15 protein-coding genes, 1 tRNA gene and 1 pseudogene are annotated in these 18,649 nt (G+C 72.0%); 7 read left to right on the top strand and 10 right to left on the bottom strand.

Translation table 11 applies throughout. The annotated features are described in order from the left end of the window. Positions 1-63 precede the first annotated feature (63 nt). Entirely contained in the window at positions 64-1,464 is a 1,401-nt protein-coding gene (locus JYK04_RS18205; protein WP_189735533.1) for an SAM-dependent methyltransferase, read from the top strand. Positions 1,465-1,546: 82 nt separating this feature from the next. Here JYK04_RS18205 and JYK04_RS18200 read toward each other — a convergent pair whose 3' ends face one another. Both JYK04_RS18200 and JYK04_RS18195 read right to left on the bottom strand, forming a co-directional pair. After that, positions 1,547-4,096, bottom strand: a complete 2,550-nt coding sequence (locus JYK04_RS18200) for an ABC transporter permease (RefSeq protein WP_189735535.1) — start codon at positions 4,094-4,096, stop codon at positions 1,547-1,549. Between the two features lie 58 nt (positions 4,097-4,154). After that, entirely contained in the window at positions 4,155-4,919 is a 765-nt protein-coding gene (locus JYK04_RS18195; protein WP_189735720.1) for an ABC transporter ATP-binding protein, read from the bottom strand. Positions 4,920-5,327: 408 nt separating this feature from the next. On the opposite strand from JYK04_RS18195, the gene JYK04_RS18190 reads away from it, so the two are divergent. Next, positions 5,328-5,412 (top strand) — tRNA-Leu (locus tag JYK04_RS18190). Positions 5,413-5,494: 82 nt separating this feature from the next. Here JYK04_RS18190 and JYK04_RS18185 read toward each other — a convergent pair. After that, positions 5,495-6,625 (bottom strand): FAD-dependent oxidoreductase, encoded by a 1,131-nt coding sequence (locus JYK04_RS18185; protein ID WP_189735537.1) that lies wholly within the window; start codon positions 6,623-6,625, stop codon positions 5,495-5,497. A gap of 253 nt (positions 6,626-6,878) precedes the next feature. Here JYK04_RS18185 and JYK04_RS18180 point away from each other — a divergent pair, with 253 nt between their 5' ends. Beyond that, positions 6,879-7,727 carry a Bax inhibitor-1/YccA family protein gene (locus tag JYK04_RS18180; RefSeq protein ID WP_189735539.1) on the top strand — a complete coding sequence of 283 codons (849 nt, stop codon included), beginning with the start codon at positions 6,879-6,881 and terminating at the stop codon, positions 7,725-7,727. A 122-nt stretch (positions 7,728-7,849) separates the two neighbouring features. Here JYK04_RS18180 and JYK04_RS18175 read toward each other — a convergent pair whose 3' ends face one another. After that, positions 7,850-8,080, bottom strand: a complete 231-nt coding sequence (locus JYK04_RS18175) for a DUF4287 domain-containing protein (protein WP_030010339.1) — start codon at positions 8,078-8,080, stop codon at positions 7,850-7,852. A gap of 101 nt (positions 8,081-8,181) precedes the next feature. Between JYK04_RS18175 and JYK04_RS18170 the strand changes: the two genes are divergently transcribed. Next, positions 8,182-8,526 carry a hypothetical protein gene (locus JYK04_RS18170; RefSeq protein WP_189735542.1) on the top strand — a complete coding sequence of 115 codons (345 nt, stop codon included), beginning with the start codon at positions 8,182-8,184 and terminating at the stop codon, positions 8,524-8,526. On the opposite strand, the gene JYK04_RS18165 is transcribed toward JYK04_RS18170, so the two are convergent. The 3 genes from JYK04_RS18165 to JYK04_RS18155 all read right to left on the bottom strand — a co-directional run bounded on the left by JYK04_RS18165 (position 8,510) and on the right by JYK04_RS18155 (position 12,098). After that, positions 8,510-9,325, bottom strand: coding sequence for a hypothetical protein (locus JYK04_RS18165; RefSeq protein ID WP_189735722.1), 816 nt, complete (start codon positions 9,323-9,325; stop codon positions 8,510-8,512). The two genes, JYK04_RS18170 and JYK04_RS18165, sit on opposite strands and share 17 nt — an antisense overlap. 423 nt (positions 9,326-9,748) lie before the next feature. Further along, positions 9,749-10,969 (bottom strand): acetyl-CoA C-acetyltransferase, encoded by a 1,221-nt coding sequence (locus JYK04_RS18160; protein WP_189735543.1) that lies wholly within the window; start codon positions 10,967-10,969, stop codon positions 9,749-9,751. A gap of 130 nt (positions 10,970-11,099) precedes the next feature. After that, positions 11,100-12,098 (bottom strand): SGNH/GDSL hydrolase family protein, encoded by a 999-nt coding sequence (locus JYK04_RS18155; RefSeq protein WP_189735545.1) that lies wholly within the window; start codon positions 12,096-12,098, stop codon positions 11,100-11,102. A gap of 128 nt (positions 12,099-12,226) precedes the next feature. Between JYK04_RS18155 and JYK04_RS18150 the strand changes: the two genes are divergently transcribed. After that, positions 12,227-13,609, top strand: coding sequence for a cystathionine beta-synthase (locus JYK04_RS18150; protein ID WP_189735724.1), 1,383 nt, complete (start codon positions 12,227-12,229; stop codon positions 13,607-13,609). 429 nt (positions 13,610-14,038) lie between these two features. On the opposite strand, the gene JYK04_RS18145 is transcribed toward JYK04_RS18150, so the two are convergent. Further along, the gene (locus JYK04_RS18145) at positions 14,039-14,422 is read right to left on the bottom strand and encodes a hypothetical protein (RefSeq protein ID WP_189735547.1); all 384 of its coding nucleotides are present in this window, start codon (positions 14,420-14,422) and stop codon (positions 14,039-14,041) included. A gap of 140 nt (positions 14,423-14,562) precedes the next feature. Between JYK04_RS18145 and JYK04_RS18140 the strand changes: the two genes are divergently transcribed. After that, complete coding sequence (locus tag JYK04_RS18140) at positions 14,563-15,405, top strand: MurR/RpiR family transcriptional regulator (RefSeq protein ID WP_189735550.1); 843 nt, start codon at positions 14,563-14,565, stop codon at positions 15,403-15,405. Between the two features lie 3 nt (positions 15,406-15,408). On the opposite strand, the gene JYK04_RS18135 is transcribed toward JYK04_RS18140, so the two are convergent. Then, entirely contained in the window at positions 15,409-16,557 is a 1,149-nt protein-coding gene (locus tag JYK04_RS18135; protein ID WP_189735552.1) for an FAD-dependent oxidoreductase, read from the bottom strand. Positions 16,558-16,662: 105 nt separating this feature from the next. On the opposite strand from JYK04_RS18135, the gene JYK04_RS18130 reads away from it, so the two are divergent. Then, positions 16,663-17,220 carry a TetR/AcrR family transcriptional regulator gene (locus JYK04_RS18130; protein ID WP_189735554.1) on the top strand — a complete coding sequence of 186 codons (558 nt, stop codon included), beginning with the start codon at positions 16,663-16,665 and terminating at the stop codon, positions 17,218-17,220. Between the two features lie 66 nt (positions 17,221-17,286). On the opposite strand, the pseudogene JYK04_RS18125 reads toward JYK04_RS18130, so the two are convergent. Further along, a pseudogene (locus tag JYK04_RS18125) lies at positions 17,287-18,647 on the bottom strand (type III PLP-dependent enzyme domain-containing protein). Positions 18,648-18,649: the final 2 nt, after the last annotated feature.

Genomic DNA, 18,649 nt, shown 5'->3' with positions numbered 1-18,649 from the left:
TTCGGCGTACCCGGGGCCCGGGATGGGTAGACGGAGGGGTCGGAGCTTTTGTGGAGGTGCGCCATGACCGACGCCGCGCCGCGGCTCGCCGTTGTTGCCGAGACCCTGCTGGGTGCCCCGCTGCCGGTGCGCGTACGGGCCTGGGACGGCAGCGAGGCCGGCCCGCCCGACGGCCCCGTGCTCGTCATCCACGACCGCCGCGCCGTGCGCCGGATGCTGTGGAGGCCCGGCGAGCTGGGGCTGGCCCGGGCCTGGGTGGCGGGCGAACTCACGGTCGAAGGAAACCTGTTCGACCTACTGGACCGGGTGGCGGGCCTGCTGTGGGAACGCGAGCCGGAGCTGCCGCCCGTCGGCCCCGCCGTGTCCACGGCCCAGGCCGGGCCCGGACCGCTCGCGGCCCTCGGGGGCATCGCGCGCCGCGCCGGGCTCCCGGCGCTGCGCGACCTGCCGGGGGCGAGGTGGCGCGACGCCGCCCAGCGGGCCGCCGCACGCGAGCTGATCGCCCTCGCCGGGCCGCTGCCGCCGCCCGCGCCCCCCGCCGAGGAGGCGGCCCGGCGGGGCGGAACACCCCACAGCAAGAACCGGGACCGCCGGGCCGTCAGCCACCACTACGACGTCGGCAACGACTTCTACGAACGGGTGCTCGGCCCCTCGATGGTGTACTCCTGCGCCTACTGGAGCCCCGGCTCCACGCTGGAGCAGGCCCAGCACGACAAGCTCGACCTGGTCTGCCGCAAGCTCGCCCTGCGGCCCGGGGACCGGCTGCTCGACGTCGGCTGCGGCTGGGGCTCCATGGCGCTGCACGCCGCCCGCGCGTACGGAGTCCGGGTCACCGGCGTCACGCTCTCCCGCGAGCAGGCCGTGTACGCCCGCAAGCGGGTCGCGGACGAGGGGCTGACCGATCTGGTGGACATCCGGATCCAGGACTACCGGGACGTCAAGGACGGCCCGTACGACGCCATTTCCTCCATCGGGATGGCCGAGCACGTCGGGGCCGACCGCTACCGGGACTACGCCCGCACCCTGCACGCCCTGCTGCGCCCCGGCGGGCGGCTGCTGAACCACCAGATCGCCCGTCCGCCGGAGCCGGACGAGGAGGACTACCGGATCGACGAGTTCATCGACGCCTACGTCTTCCCCGACGGGGAGCTCTCCCCGCTCGGCACCACCGTCGGGGAACTGGAGCGGGCCGGCTTCGAGGTCCGCGACGTGGAGGCGCTGCGCGAGCACTACGGGCTGACCCTGCGGGCCTGGGTGGCCCGGCTGGAGGAGCACTGGGCGGAGGCGGTCCGGCTGACCTCGCCCGGGCGGGCCCGCGTCTGGCAGCTCTACATGGCGGCCTGCGCGCTCGGCTTCGAGCGGGGCCGGCTGGGCGTCAACCAGGTGCTGGCGGTGCGTCCCACGCCCGCCGGGGACGCCCGGCTGCCGCTGCGGCTGCGCACCTGGGACGCAGAAACGGTCTAGCACCACCAGCACCAGCACCACGGGAACGCGGAAGGGCCCCGGGGCAACATGCCCCGGGGCCCTTCCGCTCTCCCTGCCGCTGCTACTCCGTCTTGATGGCGGTGAGCATGTTCAGGCGGGCGGCGCTGCGGGCCGGCCACATGGCGGCCAGGACACCGACCACGGCGGCGAGCAGGAGGAAGATGCCGATCCGGTCCCACGGGAGGATCAGTTCGTAGTTCGGCATGGACTTCGCGATCGTGGTGCCCACGGCCCAGGCGAGGAAGACGCCGATGGCGACGCCCAGGACCGCTCCGAAGAGCGAGATCACCACGGCCTCCAGGCGGATCATGTTCTTGACCCGGCCCCGGTCGAGACCGATCGCCCGCAGCATGCCGATCTCCTGGGTCCGCTCGAAGACGGACATGGCCAGGGTGTTGACCACACCGAGCACCGAGATGATCAGTGCCATGCCGAGCAGGCCGTACATGATGTTCAGCATCGTGTTGATCATGCCGCCCATCTCGTTGCGCATGTCCTGCTGGGTGGCGACGGTGATGGCCGGGTTCTTGCCGAGGGCGTCGACGACCTTCTGCTGGGCGGCCTTGGAGGCCCCGCCGTCGACGTTGACGTACACCTCGGGGATGTACATCTCCTCGCTGTGCTCGGCGAGGATCTTGTTGTCGATGACGTAGGGGGAGAGCAGGCCCTCCATGTCCTTGTAGATCGCGCCGACCTTGACGGACGCCTCCTGGCCGTCGTCGTACTTCAGCTTGATCGGGGTGCCGACCGTGAACTTCTGCTTCTTGGCGGTCTTCTCGGCGACGGCGACCTCGCCCTTGCCGAGGCTGTCGAGCGAGCCGCTGAGGACCTCGACGTTGAGGAGCTGGCCGATGGTGGCCGGGTTGACGCCGGAGGCGGCCCGGAAGTCGCCGTCGACCAGGAAGTAGCCGGCCGTCTGCGGGGAGACCGCCTTGATGCCGGGGGCCTTGGACAGGGTCTCGGCCACGGACTTGTCGAGGCTGCCCGCGTCGGAGGACATGGAGACCCGGTAGTCGGCCTTGAGCTTCTCGGTGCTCATCCGGTCGACGACCTTGCCGACGGTGATGCCGAGCACCGACAGGGTGGTGACCAGGGTCAGGCCGATCGCCAGGGAGGCGGCGGTGACGGCGGTGCGGCGCGGGTTGCGGACGGCGTTCTGGGAGGCCAGCTTGCCGGGGATCCCGAACAGCTTCTGCAGCAGCGGGCGGACGGCGCCGATGACCGGCTTGGAGAGCAGCGGCAGCAGCACGATCATGCCGATCAGCATGAAGAAGGCGCCGGCGCCCATGGTCATGCGGCCCGAGTTGCCGCCCGTGGACACGCCCAGGAAGACCAGGCCGATGCCACCGAGGCTGATGATCGAGCCGAGGATGTTGCGTACGAGCAGGGACTTCGAGGTGGCCGGCAGGTGGGCGCTGCCCATGGCGGCTACGGGTGCGATCCGGCCGGTGCGCCAGGCCGGCAGCAGGGCGGCGACGGTGGTGACTACGACGCCGATGACGAGGGCGGCGGTGACGGTGCCGGGGGCGATCACGAGTGCGCCGCCCGGCAGCTTGGCGCCGAGGGAGCCGATGACGGAGCGGATCCCGATCGCCAGGCCGATGCCGCTGACCAGGCCGACGGCGGCCGACAGGAAGCCGACGACGAGGGCCTCGGTGAGCACGGAGCGCATGACCTGACCGCGGTTGGCGCCGACGGCGCGCAGCAGGGCCAGCTCCTTGGTGCGCTGGGTGACCAGCATGGTGAAGGTGTTGTAGATCAGGAAGATGCCGACGAAGAGCGAGATGCCGGCGAAGACGAGCAGCATCGTGCTGAGGTTGCTGAGGCCCTTCTCGATCTGCTTGGCCTGCTCGGCGGCGAGCGCCGCGCCGGTCTGCGCCTTGGCGTTCTTGTCGAGCAGCGGCTTGATGTCGGCGAGCAGCTTGTCGGCGGAGGTGCCGTTCTTCGCGGCGACCGACAGCTCCTGGAAGTAGCCGGGCTTGAGGTAGAGCTCCTGGGCGACCTTGGTCTCGAAGAGGACCAGGCTGCCGCCGGCCTGGACGGCGCCGTCCTCGGTGGTGAAGACGCCGGCGAGGGAGTACTCCTTGACCGGGCCGTTGGTGGCGACGCGGACCTTGTCGCCGACCTTGTAGTTGCCCTTGTCGGCGGTGGCCTTGTCGAGGGCGACCTCGTCGGCCTTGGCCGGGCCGGCGCCCTGGGCGAAGGCGTAGCGCGGGTCCTTGCCGTCCTTGACGGGCGTGTAGTTGGCGCCCTGGTTGGACCAGCCGGAGCCGATCAGCTTGCCGTTCTCGTCACCGACGCCGGCGAAGCCCGAGACGCGGCCGGAGACGGTGTCGACGCCCGGCAGCGCCTTGATCTTGTCGAGGGTCTGCTGGCCGAGGCCGGGCTCGCCCTCCTTCTCGCCCTGCTCGTTGCGGCCCTGGCCGTACGAGGTGACCGAGACGGCAATGCCCTCGTAGCTCTTGGCGGACTGGCCGGAGAGGGACTTCTTGAGGGTGTCGGTGAAGACGAGGGTGCCGGATACGAAGGCGACGCCGAGGGTGACGGCGAGCACCGTCATCAGCAGCCGGGCCTTGTGCGCGAGGACGTTGCGCAGGGCGGTACGGAACATGGGAGATCTCAGTCCTGGGGCTGGAAGTCTTGGAAGAAGGGCCGGGGCGGGACCGGGATCAGCTGGTGCGGCCCTTGGCGTCGAAGGCCTTCATGCGGTCCAGCACGCCGTCGGCGGTGGGGCTGAGCATCTCGTCGACGATCCGGCCGTCGGCGAGGAAGATGACGCGGTCCGCGTAGGAGGCGGCGACCGGGTCGTGGGTGACCATCACGACGGTCTGGCCGAGCTCGCGGACGGAGTTGCGCAGGAAGCCGAGCACCTCGGCGCCGGAGCGGGAGTCCAGGTTTCCGGTCGGCTCGTCACCGAAGATGATCTCGGGGCGGGAGGCCAGGGCGCGGGCCACGGCCACGCGCTGCTGCTGGCCGCCGGAGAGCTGGGTGGGCCGGTGGCCGAGGCGGCCGGAGAGGCCGACCATGTCCACCACGGTGTCCAGCCACTGCTTGTCGGGCTTGCGGCCGGCGATGTCCATGGGGAGCGTGATGTTCTCCAGGGCCGTCAGCGTCGGCAGCAGGTTGAACGCCTGGAAGATGAAGCCGATCTTGTCCCGGCGCAGCTGCGTGAGCTGCTTGTCCTTGAGGGAGCCCAGCTCGGTCTCGCCGATGCGGACGGAGCCCGCGGAGAAGGTGTCCAGGCCGGCGACGCAGTGCATCAGGGTGGACTTGCCGGAGCCCGAGGGGCCCATGATCGCGGTGAAATGCCCCTGGCCGAAGTCCACGGAGACGTTGTCCAGGGCGACCACCTGGGTCTCGCCCTGGCCGTACACCTTGGAGAGGCCGGTGGCGCGGGCGGCCACGGCCTGGGCGGTGTGCGGGGCGTAGTTCATGGTGGTCACGGGACGGCTCCTCGATCTGCGGTGCGGGGACACCTCCATCCTCGCCGGGGGTCCCCCCGCACCGGATCAGCCGCCGTGCCTGTTCTTCGGCCCACTGGAGTCTGACGGCGGGCGGGCGCGTGTCCTCCTCTGGTATGACAGGGACCTGATCCGCAGGGGATGGTCCGGGGTGGCGGGGAGGGTGGCGCGGGGGGTGGCGTGGGCCATCGAAATCCCGTCATTCCCGTACAGGTGATGATCGACGTCCGGAACGGGCCGACCGCGCATTCTCGGGTCTGACGAACCCTCAAGCGCCAATAAAATCAGACAACATCGGAAAGTTCGCAGGTTGGCAGGGGGAGCGATCCGGATAGGCTCGGCTCAGCGTTCAAGGCTTTTTCACGGGGGCCGCCACGCCTTGCCCGGATGGTGGAATGCAGACACGGCGAGCTTAAACCTCGCTGGCCTTCGGGCCGTGCCGGTTCAAGTCCGGCTCCGGGCACCATCAATGGCACGGTGTCCGGCCTGCAAGTCTTCCCAGACCACCCACCCGCATGGCCTTGTGCACGAGAACGAATTGCCCGGGCTCATCGGTTCTTCTCGGTGATCATGTCGATCAGGCCCTGGGCCGTGTTCTGCTCGGAGTCGATCCCCGGAACCTCTCCACCCTCGAAAGTGGGGACCTCGGCGCTGCGGGGGAACATGGCCTGCTCGTACTCGCCGAGCGCGGCCTCGACGTCGTCGGGGTGCGCGGCGAGCGCCTTGCCGAGTTCGGCGCCGTCGTACATGGCCAGGTTGGCGCCTTCGCCGTTCGGGGGCGTGAGGTGGGCGGCGTCGCCGAGCAGGGTGACCCCCGGCACCCGGTCCCACCGGTGACCGGTCGGCAGGGCGTACTGGGGGCGCAGGACCGGCGCCGTGTCGCCGTCGGTGATCAGGGCGGTGAGTTCCGGTGCCCAGCCCTCGAACTCGCGCGCGATCCGCGCGGTGGCCGCGGCGGCATCGGCGAAGTCGATGGCGGCGAACCAGTCCTGCGGCCTGGTCAGCGCCACGTAGGTGTGCAGGGTGTCGCCGCTCTCCCGGTGGGCGAAGATCTCCCTGCCCGGCGAGGGCGCCATCAGCATCCCGCCGCCGACCGTTTTCGCGGCGGCCGGGTGGCGGGTGTCGGCGTGGAACAGGTAGGTCTCGACGAAGGACGTGCCGGAGTACTCGGGTATGGCGTTGGAGAGCAGCGGCCGTACCCGTGACCAGGCGCCGTCCGCGCCGACCAGCAGGCTGGTGACGACGGTGCCGCCGTCGGCGAACGCCACCTCGTGGCGGCCGGAGCCGAGGGCGCGGGTGCTGCCGACCTTGTGCCCCCACCGGACGGTGCCGGCCGGGAGCGAGTCGAGCAGGATCTGTCGTAATTCGCCGCGCTGCACCTCGGGGCGTCCGCCCGAGCCGTCGTCGGCCTTGTCGAACAGGACGGTCCCGTCCGGGTCGAGGACCCGCATCGCCTGGCGGCCCTCCAGGACGATGGCGTGGAACTCGTCCATCAGGCCGGCCGCCTCGAGTGCGAGCTGCCCGTTGTAGTCGTGGATGTCGAGCAGCCCGCCCTGCGAGCGCACCGTCGGGGAGGACTCCGCCTCGTAGACCGTGACCGGGATGCCGTGGACTTGCAGGACGCGGGCCAGAGTGAGCCCGCCGAGTCCGGCGCCGATGATCGTGACTGGCATGTGCATGGTGGCTCCTGGGGATCGGGGCCGCCCGGTGAGTTCCGGTCGGCCGTCCCTGGAACATTGCCGAGCCTCGCCGACAAGCCACCGACAGCGGACCGGCAGCCGCCGACGGATGACCGACACCGCGCATCGGTCCCTTTATTGACAGCGCTCGGTCGTGGCCTCTCCTAAGATCCTCCTCCAGCAGTAGGGTGCTTTTTTTGCGAGCGCATTACTCTTGTTGCAAGGCCGCGCTCGGTGGCCATGGAGGAGTGAGATGAGGAGCAGTAACCCGGTCTTCTCGCGACGGGGGTTCAGCCGCGACAACGGTGGCTACGCGGGCTTTGACGCGCAGCCGCAGCAGGCCGGGACCAACCCGTACGCGACCAACCCGTACGCCGCCGACCCGACCACCGGCATGCCGCAGGCCCCGGCCCGCGCCAACGTGATGACCATGGACGACGTCGTGAGCCGTACGGCCATGACGCTCGGCACGCTCATCGTGACGGCGACCCTCGCCTGGGTGGCGCTGCCGGTCGACCCGGACAACCTCGGCGTGTCCTACGGCATCGGTATCGGTGCCGCGCTCGTCGCGTTCGTCCTCGTGATCATCCAGTCGTTCAAGCGCAAGCCCTCCCCGGGCCTGATCCTGGCGTACGCGGCGTTCGAGGGCGTCTTCCTCGGCGTCATCAGCGCGGCCGTCAGCACCTACATCGGCCCCGGCGTGGTCATGCAGGCCGTGATGGGCACGATGTGCGTCTTCGCCGCCGTGCTCTTCGCGTACAAGATGCGCTGGATCCGCGTCACCCGCCGCTTCTACGGCTTCGTGATGGCGGCGACGCTGGGCTTCATCCTGCTGATGCTCGTGAACACGCTGTTCGCGTTCATCGGCGGCGGTGACGGCCTCGGCTTCCGCAGCGGCGGCCTCGGCCTGCTGTTCGGTGCCATCGGCGTCATCCTCGGCGCCTGCTTCCTCGCCCTCGACTTCAAGCAGGTCGAGGACGGCATCGCCTACGGTGCCCCGCGCGAGGAGGCCTGGCTGGCGGCCTTCGCCCTCACCATGACCCTGGTCTGGATCTACGTCGAGATGCTGCGCATCTTCGCGATCCTCTCGGGCGACGACTAGCAGGACCCGCAGGCCGGCCACCGGCCTGCACAGCGCATGGGGAAGGCCCCGCGAGCACACCGCTCGCGGGGCCTTCCCGCATCCAGGGTGCGGGAACGGTCGGGGTATCGGGGGAGGGGGGCTCAGCCGAACCGGCGTGCGGCTCTGCGCAGGTCGTACTCGTGGATGATCGCCTTGGCCTGGCCGTACGACAGCTCGTGCGCCCCGCGGAGCCAGCTGACCTTCTCCTCGAACCGGACGAGTGAGGGGCCGTCGTCCACGGTGCGGAGCCAGTCGGAGACTTCACGACCGGTGGTCTGGGGGATTCTGTCGATCATGTTGCGGTGTGTCTGCTCGGAGAACTCTACGGACATGGGCGCCTCCGGAGGTATCGCCGTGCTGTTCTCTTCACGCCACCGTGCCGGAGAGTTCGCCCGTTGGCAATGGTGCCCGGACGGCGCGTAAGGTCGGCCGGGTGCTTGATACTTCGCCCCTGACCGCCGTCGTGGAACGTTTCGCCGACCGGCTGCGGGCCGCGCCGCAGAGCCGTCTGCAGCAGGGCGCCGCCGCCGCCGCCCTGGACCTGGCCCGCGAACTCTCCGTACGGGCCCAGCGGATCGAGACGCCCGGGCAGGAGCCGAAGGAGGTGCCGGACGCCGGCCTCTTCGTGGTCGGCGACCAGGTGGCGGTGACCGGGCTGGACCTCGCCGAGGCACTGCGCGGCGCGGCCCCGGCCCCGGACGGCGCGAAGGCCCCGTCCGAGGTGCTGGACGAGGCCGTGCGGCTGGTGGAGCAGGCGGAGATCAGAGCGATGCGATGACGCGGTCCGCGAGGATGTAGACGTTGCTGTCGGGGTCCTCGGCGTCACCGCAGGAGAAGGTCAGCGCGTAGGCGCCGGAAATGCCCGAGCCGCCCAGCAGGACCGGCGCGGTGCCCGAGCGCAGGGCCTCGGCGAGGCGTTCCGCGGTCTCCCGGTGCCCCGGGGTCATGCACAGCGTCGTGCCGTCGGTGAAGACGTACACGTCGAGCGTGCCGAGCGGGCCCGGGCGGACGTCCGCGAGGGCCGTACGGGCCTCGGCGAGCTCCTCCAGGCGGTTCACGGTGCGCTCGTGATCGGCGCCGGGGTGCGAGGCCTGGACCGGTACGAAGTCGGGGTGCGAGGGGTGGCGCCGGCGAGCGGCGGCCAGCTCGGCCGAATCCTCGGGATACCCGGGAAGCTCGTCGAGGATCTCCTCGCCGAGCACGGGCTCCAGCCCCACCAGGTCGGCCTGCCGGGGCAGGAAGACCGGGCTGTCCTCGCCGAGCCCGGGCAGACCGCCCAGCAGCGAGGGGGCGTCCGCGGCGTCACGGGCCTCCTGCGCGGCCCAGAAGGCGCGCGCCTCGGCGAGCTCGCGCTCGCGCTCCTCGGCGAGGGCCTCGGCCACAGCGGCTCGTATCTCCGCGGCGGGGGACTCCACGGCGCTGCGGGCGTGCGGGACGGTCGCACCGCGGGGGTGGACCGGCACCGCCAGCTCGGTGCGCAGGGCGGCGACCTGCTTACGCAGACCGTGGACGGCGTGCAGCGCAGCAGCGCCCACGGCCGTGGCAGCGGCCGTGGTCAGCAGCAGGGCAAGAGACATGGCGCTCACTGACTAACTCCTGAGGTGATTCGATCCCCCGACTTCCTACATCAGAGTGTCCCGACCTGGGAATGGCGTGCAGTGCATTACGTCACGAAATGGACAGGGCTTTGGTCACACAGGCCGCATCCGTACCAGCCTTGACCTGCGTAAACACCGATCCCCCAGGAGATAGGTCACATCCTGGGGGAAATTTGGTCACAGGTCGGCCGCGACCGGGTTAGATCCGGTGTCAGTACGCCGCAAGGGGGCCGGCCGGATCCCTTGCGGCGTCTGGGTCGAGCTCTTGATCGAATTGGCTCAGGCGCTCGGTCTTGCTGGTCGCGCTGATCTTCGCCACCGCTGCGGGCAGGTGCCGCCCCTCGCCACGCGGCGGAGCCGCACGTCGACAGGGTCGGGGCAGCCCCTACCCTCCGCTACGGCTCAGCTCAGGCGCTCGATGACCATGGCCATGCCCTGGCCGCCGCCCACGCACATGGTCTCGAGACCGAACTGCTTGTCGTGGAACTGCAGGCTGTTGATCAGGGTGCCGGTGATGCGCGCACCGGTCATCCCGAAGGGGTGACCGACGGCGATGGCTCCGCCGTTGACGTTCAGCTTGTCGAGCGGGATCTCCAGGTCCCGGTACGACGGGATGACCTGGGCCGCGAAGGCCTCGTTGATCTCGAAGAGGTCGATGTCGCCGACCGTGAGGCCGGCCCGCTTCAGGGCCTGCTTCGACGCCTCGACCGGGCCGAGGCCCATGATCTCGGGGGAGAGGCCGGTGACACCGGTGGAGACGATCCGGGCCAGCGGGGTCAGACCCAGCTCGCGGGCCTTGGTGTCGCTCATGATGACCAGCGCCGCGGCACCGTCGTTCAGCGGGCAGCAGTTGGCGGCCGTGACCAGGCCGTCGGGGCGGAAGACGGGCTTGAGGCCCTGCACGCCCTCCAGGGTCACGCCGGCGCGCGGGCCGTCGTCACCGGAGACGACCGTGCCGTCGGGGGTGGTGACCGGGGTGATCTCGCGGGCCCAGAAGCCGTTCTTGATGGCCTCTTCCGCGAGGTTCTGCGAGCGGACGCCGAACTCGTCCATGTCCTGACGGGTCACGCCCTTGATGCGGGCCAGGTTCTCGGCGGTCTGGCCCATCGCGATGTACGCGTCCGGGACCAGGCCGTCCTCGCGCGGGTCGTGCCAGCTGGAGCCGGTCGACTCGGCCACGGCCTTCGTACGGGCCTCGGCGTCGGCGAAGAGCGGGTTGTGGGTGTCGGGCCACGAGTCCGAGTTGCCCTTGGCGAACCGCGACACCATCTCGACGCCGGCCGAGATGAAGACGTCGCCCTCGCCCGCCTTGATGGCGTGCAGGGCCATCCGGGAGGTCTGCAGCGAGGAGGAGCAGTAACGGGTGATCGTGGTGCCGGGCAGGAAGTCCATGCCCATCTGCACGGCCACGATGCGGGCCAGGTTGTTGCCCTGCTCGCCGCCGGGCAGGCCGCAGCCCAGCATCAGGTCGTCGATCTCGCGCGGGTCCAGGCCGGGGACCTTGGCCAGGGCGGCCTGGATGATCGTCGCGGTCAGGTCGTCCGGCCGCACGTCCTTGAGGGACCCCTTGAAGGCACGCCCGATCGGGGAGCGGGCGGTGGAAACGATGACGGCTTCGGGCATCGGGACTCCAAGGTGTGTTGCGGCTCTGAGCGGGACCGCAAGCGAAGTTACCGCCCCGTACGGTCCAGGTCACCGGCCGGGGCGTGTGACACGGGCCGCACTCGCCCCCGGCGCACCGCCCGGACGGTGGTCAGGGCACCACCGGCTGGGCCGGGTCCGTGGCCGGCACCCGCCGCCGACGGCGGTGCTTGAGCAGGACCCAGGGGCCACGGGCGGCCGTGACCTCCGTACCCGCCTGGCCCGCCGCGGCCGACGCGGCCTTCGCCACCGGCAGCATGTCCTCGTCGCGGGACACGTCCAGCCGGTCCGACTCCGGCCACAGGCCCAGTGTCGCGCACAGGGTCGGCAGCACGGCCATGGCGGCGGTCGCGTACCCCTCGGCCGACGGATGGTAGGAGTCCGGGCCGAACATCTCGCGCGGGTTCGCGGCGAACTCCGGGCCCAGCAGGTCCCCCATGGAGACCGTACGGGCGCCCAGCGCGACCACTCCTATGGTCTGCGCGGCGGCCAGCTGCCGCGAGACCCGGCGCGCCAGCCAGCGCAGCGGCTGGTAGACCGGCTCGATCGTGCCCAGGTCCGGGCAGGTGCCCACGACGACCTCGGAGCCCGCCATGCGCAGCCTGCGCACGGCCGAGGTGAGCAGCCGCACCGACTGGGTCGGCGGCATCCGGCGGGTCACGTCGTTCGCGCCGATCATGATCACGCAGACGTCCGGGGGCGGCGAGGGGCCGTCCAGCAGCAGGCCGACCTGCCGGTCCAGGTCGTCCGACATGGCCCCCGAAAGGGCTACGTTGCGCAGCTCCACGGGTCGCTCGGCCACCGCCGCCAGCCCGGAGGCCATCAGGGCCGCCGGAGTCTGCCGGGCCCGCCGCACGCCCAGTCCCGCGGCCGTGGAATCACCCAGCATGCCCAGGCGCAGCGGGCCCGGGCTCTGCTCCGGCCCGCCGAATTCGCTCCCGTACAGCCCGTCGGCACGCGGTGGCTCCGGCAGCCCCGAGCCCACCGCCCGCCGGGCGAACTGCATCTCGGCCACCACCAGCCCGACCGCGGCGGCCCCGACCAGTCCGAGTCCGCCTCCGCCGTACGCTGCCCCCGCCGCGATCCGGCGGGCTGTTCTCGCCCTGGACATCCTTCAGGCCACCTCCTCGCGTCTCATTGACCCCTACCTGCCCCGTACGGACGGTCGGCCAATCCCTTTCCGCATACTCTGGCCGGACCTCCCGGAGAACCCGTGGAGTCCCCTCCTTGGAGAACATGGTGCAATTCCACGACTCGATGATCAGCCTCGTCGGCAACACCCCGCTGGTGAAGCTCAACCGTGTGACCGAAGGCCTGCAGGCCACCGTCCTTGCGAAGGTCGAGTACTTCAATCCCGGTGGATCCGTGAAGGACCGGATCGCCGTACGGATGATCGAGGCCGCCGAGCAGAGCGGAGCCCTCAAGCCCGGCGGCACCATCGTGGAGCCGACCAGCGGCAACACGGGTGTAGGACTCGCCATCGTGGCCCAGCAGAAGGGCTACAAGTGCATCTTCGTCTGCCCTGACAAGGTGTCCATGGACAAGATCAACGTGATGCGCGCGTACGGCGCCGAGGTCGTGGTCTGCCCGACCGCCGTCGACCCCGAGCACCCGGACTCGTACTACAACGTGTCCGACCGCCTCGCGCGCGAGCCCGGCGCTTGGAAGCCCGACCAGTACAGCAACCCGAACAACCCCCGGTCGCACTACGAGACCACCGGCCCCGAGCTGTGGGACCAGACGGACGGGAAGATCACCCACTTCGTCGCGGGCGTCGGCACGGGCGGCACGATCTCCGGTACCGGCAACTACCTCAAGGAGGTCAGCGGCGGGAAAGTCAAGGTCATCGGCGCCGACCCCGAGGGCTCGGTCTACTCCGGCGGCTCCGGCCGTCCGTACCTCGTCGAGGGCGTCGGCGAGGACTTCTGGCCGACCGCCTACGACCCGAACGTCACCGACGAGATCATCGCGGTGTCCGACAAGGACTCCTTCCAGATGACCCGCCGCCTCGCCAAGGAGGAGGGCCTGCTCGTCGGCGGCTCCTGCGGCATGGCCGTCGTGGCCGCGCTCAAGGCCGCCGAGGGCCTCGGCCCGGACGACGTCGTCGTCGTCCTGCTGCCGGACAGCGGCCGCGGCTACCTCAGCAAGATCTTCAGCGACGAGTGGATGGCGGGACACGGCTTCCTGGAGGAGGCCGGCCCCGCCGCGCGCATCGGCGACGTGCTGAACGACAAGGAGGGCGGCATCCCCTCCCTCGTCCACATGCACCCCGAGGAGACCGTCGGCGAGGCCATCGAGGTCCTGCGCGAGTACGGCGTCTCGCAGATGCCGATCGTCAAGCCGGGCGCCGGTCACCCGGACGTGATGGCCGCCGAGGTCATCGGCTCCGTGGTCGAGAAGGAGCTCCTGGCGGCGCTGTTCGCCCAGCGGGCCTCCCTGACCGACCCGCTGGAGAAGCACATGAGCTCCCCGCTGCCGCAGGTCGGCTCCGGCGAGCCGGTGTCCGAGCTGATGGCGGTGCTCGGCGAGGCGGACGCGGCGATCGTGCTGGTCGAGGGCAAGCCCACCGGTGTGGTGAGCCGTCAGGACCTGCTGGCCTTCCTGGCCAAGTCCGGGAAGTAGCCCGCGGCGCGCCCGGGAGCGGGGCGCGGGCCCACGTCCCGCATCCCGCCCCGGGCACCGCCCGGCCCGTGGCGCGGCCTTCGCGCAAACGGTACGGGCATGACACGTGACGGCAGCACCCGCTTAACACGGCTCGGGCACAGTGGTGTTCGTCGGCAGGGAAGCCCGGGAGACCGGAACCCGGCCGGCACCACGGAACGGCGTGTGCGTACCTCCGGAGCGGCTCCCGGACCGCGCGTACGCCACGGACGCGGACGGCCCTGACCCGGCCGTGTCCTTCGCGGGGACCGCCGTCGTCCCGCCCCTCGGGCGACCGAGGGTGCGGCGGTCCCCGCGCGTTCCGTTTCCACCCGAGCCCCGCCGGCGATTGGGGCGAGGGGGTTCGGGGGCGGAGCCCCCGCAGCGGACCCGCGCCCGCCCGGCGGCCGGTCAGTCCCGGGGTTCCTGCGTACCGCGCCGGAGGCGATGGGCGTGGATGAAGTTCACGCCCGCGATCCCCGCCCAGGCGACGATCAGCCCCGGCAGCCGCGCCTGCGTGACGGCGATCGCCGACAGCGGGATCGCCAGGACGAGGGTGATGATCGCGAAGCCGAAGCGTTCGCCGAAGTTCCCGTCCCCCGGGGCGGCGGACGGCGCCCGGCCGTCACCGCGGGCCGCGGACAGGCGTTCCTCCGCGAGCCGGCGCCGTACCTGCGTGTCGACCTTCTCGACGAACGAGTCCACGAGCGCGGCCTCGTACTCCGGACCCAGCTCGCGCCGGGCGTCCATCGTCGCGTCGAATTCCTTCTTCAGCTCTTGGGCGTGCGCGTCCATGCCCCCACCGTAGGAACCCCGGTGGGCCCCGGCACTGGGGCTAGCCCCCGTATCCGGATCGCGGGCACGGCTTGCCCCGCTGCATAACCGCATGCAGAGTGCTCCGTGACTGAATATCTCACCGGGACGGAGGGGACGGGATGAGTGACAGCCCGGCCGCGCGGCTGCAGAAGCTGTTCGAGGGACACCGGCTGACGCCGACCCAGCGGCGGATCGCGCACTGCATGGTGCGGGGGGCGGCGGAGGTGCCCTTCCTGTCGAGCGTCGAGCTCGCCGAACTGGCCGGGGTGAGCCAGCCCTCGGTGACCCGGTTCGCCGTGGCGCTGGGCTTCGACGGATATCCCGCGCTCCGCCGCCACCTGCGCGAGGTGGCCCCCGCCGAGCGGCCCGCGGCCGCGCACGACGACTCGTACAACGAGTACCAGCAGGCCGTCCTGGGCGAGATCGAGAACCTGCGGCAGCTGGCGGCGATGCTCGCCGATCCCACGCCGGTCCAGGAGGCGGGGCGGCTGCTCGCCGCCTCGACCCCGCTGCTGGTGCTCGGGCTGCGGGCGGCCTCCTCGCAGGCGCGCGGGTTCGCGTACTTCGCGTCGAAGATCCACCCGGACGTCCGGCTCCTCGACGAGGGCGGCTCGATGATGGAGGACCGCATCGACGCGGCGCGCTACGAGGGGGCCACGGCGCTGCTCTGCTTCGCGCTGCCCCGCCACCCCCGGGAGGTCGTGGACACGCTGGAACGCTCGCGGCGGGCCGGCCTGACCGTGGTCACGGTCGCCGACTCGGCCTTCGCCCCCGTGGCCCGCCACTCGGACCTGCTGATCCCGGCACAGGTCGGCACCGGGCTGGCCTTCGACACGGCCTGTGCGCCGATGCTGCTGGGCCGGGTGCTGCTGGAGTCGATGGCGGACGCCCTGCCGGACGCCCAGGCCCGTCTGGAGGCCTTCGACGCGCGGGCCGCGGCCCGCGGCCTCTTCGTGGAGTGAGCCTCAGCGGTAGTTGAGCTCCGCCAGCTCGGCGGCGAGGCGGTCGCGCAGCGCCGGGATGCGGGCGAGCAGCGGCAGCAGGGCGTTGCGCGCGGCGCGCAGGACCGGGTTCCGGGTGGTCGCGGCCCGGGTCATCCGGTGCGTGAGGGCCACCACGCGCCGGGCGACGGGGCGCCGCCGGGCCTCGTAGCCGTCGAGGTCCCCGGTGGCCAGGGCGCGGCCGAGGGCGTAGCCGTCCTGGATGCCGGTGTTCATGCCCTGACCGCCGGCCGGGCTGTGCACATGGGCCGCGTCCCCGGCGAGCAGCAGCCGTCCGGCACGGTACCGGTCGGCGACCCTGTGATGGATCCGGAAGCGGGAGGACCAGACGAGTTCGCGGACGGCGGCCCGGCCGGGGACGCGCTCGTCCATCAGGGCCCGGATGAAGGCGAGGTCCGGCTCGGCGGGGGCCCCGGCGACGGCGGCCACGATCCGGTAGTGCCCTCCGGGCAGCGGGGCGATCACGGTGGGTCCGTCGGTGCTGAAGGCGAGCGTGACCTCGTCCGGGCCCGGGGCCCAGCCCATGGCCACGTCGGCGAGGACGAAGGACTCCTCGTACGCGCTGCCGGTGAAGCCGATGCCGGCGGCCCCGCGGACCACGCTGTGCATCCCGTCGGCGCCGACGGCGTGGGCCGCGCGCAGGGTTTCGCCGGTGGCGGTGGTGAGGGTGACCCCGTCCGCGTCCTGGGTGACGGTGGTGACCTCACAGGGGCGGTGGACGTCGCCGCCGAGGGCCCGCAGGCGCTCCAGGAGCACGGCCTCGGTCTCGTACTGGGGGACCATCAGCGCGTAGGGGTGAGCCGTGGGCAAGCCGCCGAAGTCGATCGCGGCGAGCGGGCGGGCGCCGTCGCGGATGCGGAACCGGGAGACGCGGACGCCGCGGCCGATGAGGTCGCCGGAGAGGGTACCGCTCGGGTCGAGCTCGTCGAGGACCTCCAGGGTGCGGGCGTGCACGACGGCGGCGCGGGAGGTGTTGGCACCCTCGGCCTGCCGGTCGAGGAGAACGAAGTCGACGCCGGCGGCGGCCAGGGTCACGGCGAGGGCGAGGCCGGTGGGGCCGGCGCCGACGATGGCCACGTCCGTACGGGCCGGGAGTGCGGCGGTGTTGGTCATGCGGGCCTCCTCCGGAATGCCAACGTTTGTTGGCCAACAACTGTTGGTATCAGGGTGCGCCTGCCTCTCTGGCATGTCAACACTTGTTGGCCTACGCTTGTTGGCATGACGTCGCGACGCACCTCGGACCTGACCAAGACGGCGATCCTGCGCGCGGCCCGGGAGCGCTTCGCCGCGCAGGGCTACGAGCGCACCACCATCCGCGCCGTCGCGGCGGACGCGGAGATCGACCCGTCGATGGTCATGCGCTATTTCGGCAGCAAGGAGCAGCTCTTCGACGCCGCCCTCGCGGTGGACCTGCGCCTGCCCGACCTGGGCGCCGTGCCCGCCGGGGAACTCCCGGCCGCCCTCGTGCGCCACTTCGTGGAGCGGTGGGAGGGCGACCCCGCCGACGACGCCCTGCTGGTGCTGTTGCGCTCGGCGGTGACGAACGAGCAGGCCGCGGCCCGGATGCGGGAGGCCTTCGCGGCGCAGGTCGCCCCGGCGCTGGCGGCGGCCGTCGGCCCGGAGCGGGCCGCGCGGGCGGCGGGCCTGGTCGCCGCGCAGCTTCTGGGCCTGGCCCTGACCCGCTACCTCCTGCGGCTTCCCGCGGTGGTCGCCCTGACCCCGGAGGGCGTGGTCCAGGGCCTGGCCCCGGCGCTGGCGGCCACCCTCTCCGCCTGAGGGCCGGGCTCCGGCGTTCGAGGAGCGGGGTCTGGGGCGGAGCCCCGGGGAGGCCCTGCGCAGCGGCTACAGCAGGGCGTCGCCGTGGGCGCCGCCCGCTTCGGCCACGATCTCGTCGAGGCGCTGCGCCGGGCGGACGAGGCGGAAGCGGACCTCGCCCGACGCGGTGAGCGTGAAGCCGTGGACCGCCGGGCGGGGCAGGCTGTTGTAGCCGTAGTGGGCCGTGAAGAAGTACGCGCCGGTGTCCGGGACGCCGATCAGGTCGCCGGGGGCGAGCGGCGGCAGCTCGCGGGCCGAGGCGAGCAGGTCGCCCGCGAAGCAGGCCGGGCCCGCGACGTCCTGGGCCACCGGGTCGCCGGTCCTCGGGGCGCCCTTCGCGTCGTAGGGCAGGATCCGCACCGGCCAGGCCGCCGGGGCGTACGCGGTGCGGGTCGCCAGCTGGACCCCGGCGTGGGTGAGCGCGATCGGCCGGGACCCGCTGCTCTTGGTGTACTCCACCCGGGCCAGGACCAGGCCGTGCTTGGCCAGCAGTGACCGCCCGAACTCCGTGACCAGGCCGTACGAGCCGTCGAACAGGGCGGGGACCGCCGCGCGCAGGGCGGCCACGTACTCCGCGTGGGTGGGACTCTCCTCGTCCGAGGCGAAGTTCACCGGCAGGCCGCCGCCGATGTCGAGGGTGTCGACCTGGCGCCGCCCGGCCGCCGCGTTGATCTCCTCGGCGAGCGCGTGCAGCTCCCGTACGCCTTCCGCGATCAGGGCCAGGGGGACGCCCTGCGAGCCCGAGTGGATGTGCAGGCGGGTGAGCCACGGCCGGTCCAGGTAGGCCCGTACGAGCCCGGCGCGCGCCCCGGGGTCGCGCAGGGCGACGCCGAACTTCGAGGTCGCGGTGGCCGTGGACAGGGCGTCGATGGCCCCGGCGCCGGTCTGCGGGTTGATCCGGACGCCGATCGGGGACGCGGTCGGCGCGCGGCCGACGAGCCCGTCGAGGCGTTCCAGCTCCTGCCGGCTGTCGGCATTGACGGCGACGCCGAGCGCAGGGCCTCGCGCAGCTCGGCCACCGTCTTGGCGGGGGAGTCCAGGACGATCCGGTCGGCGGGCACCCCTGCGGCCCGGGCCAGTGCCAGCTCGCCGGGGCTCGCCACCTCGCAGCCGAGTCCGGCGCCGGCGAGCAGCCGCAGCACGGGGACGAGCGGGCAGGCCTTGACGGCGAAGGCGTGCAGGACGGGGGTGGCGGGCGCGAGGGCGGCCGCGAAGGCGCCGGTCAGGGCGGCGGCGGAGGCCCGGATCCCGGCGACGTCCAGCAGGCAGGCCAGGGGTGGCGCGGGGTCGGCCCCGCCGACGATTCCCTGCTCGACGGCGGCTCGTACGGCCAGATCGCGGCGCGCGGCAGCGCTCCCGGCGGCTTCCTCGGTGCCCATGTCGGCCATCC

It is taken from the genome of Streptomyces nojiriensis, assembly GCF_017639205.1.
Taxonomy (GTDB): Bacteria; Actinomycetota; Actinomycetes; order Streptomycetales; family Streptomycetaceae; genus Streptomyces; species Streptomyces nojiriensis.
The sequence above is the reverse complement of the archived record's forward strand: the minus strand, read 5'-3'. Positions and strand labels throughout refer to the sequence as shown.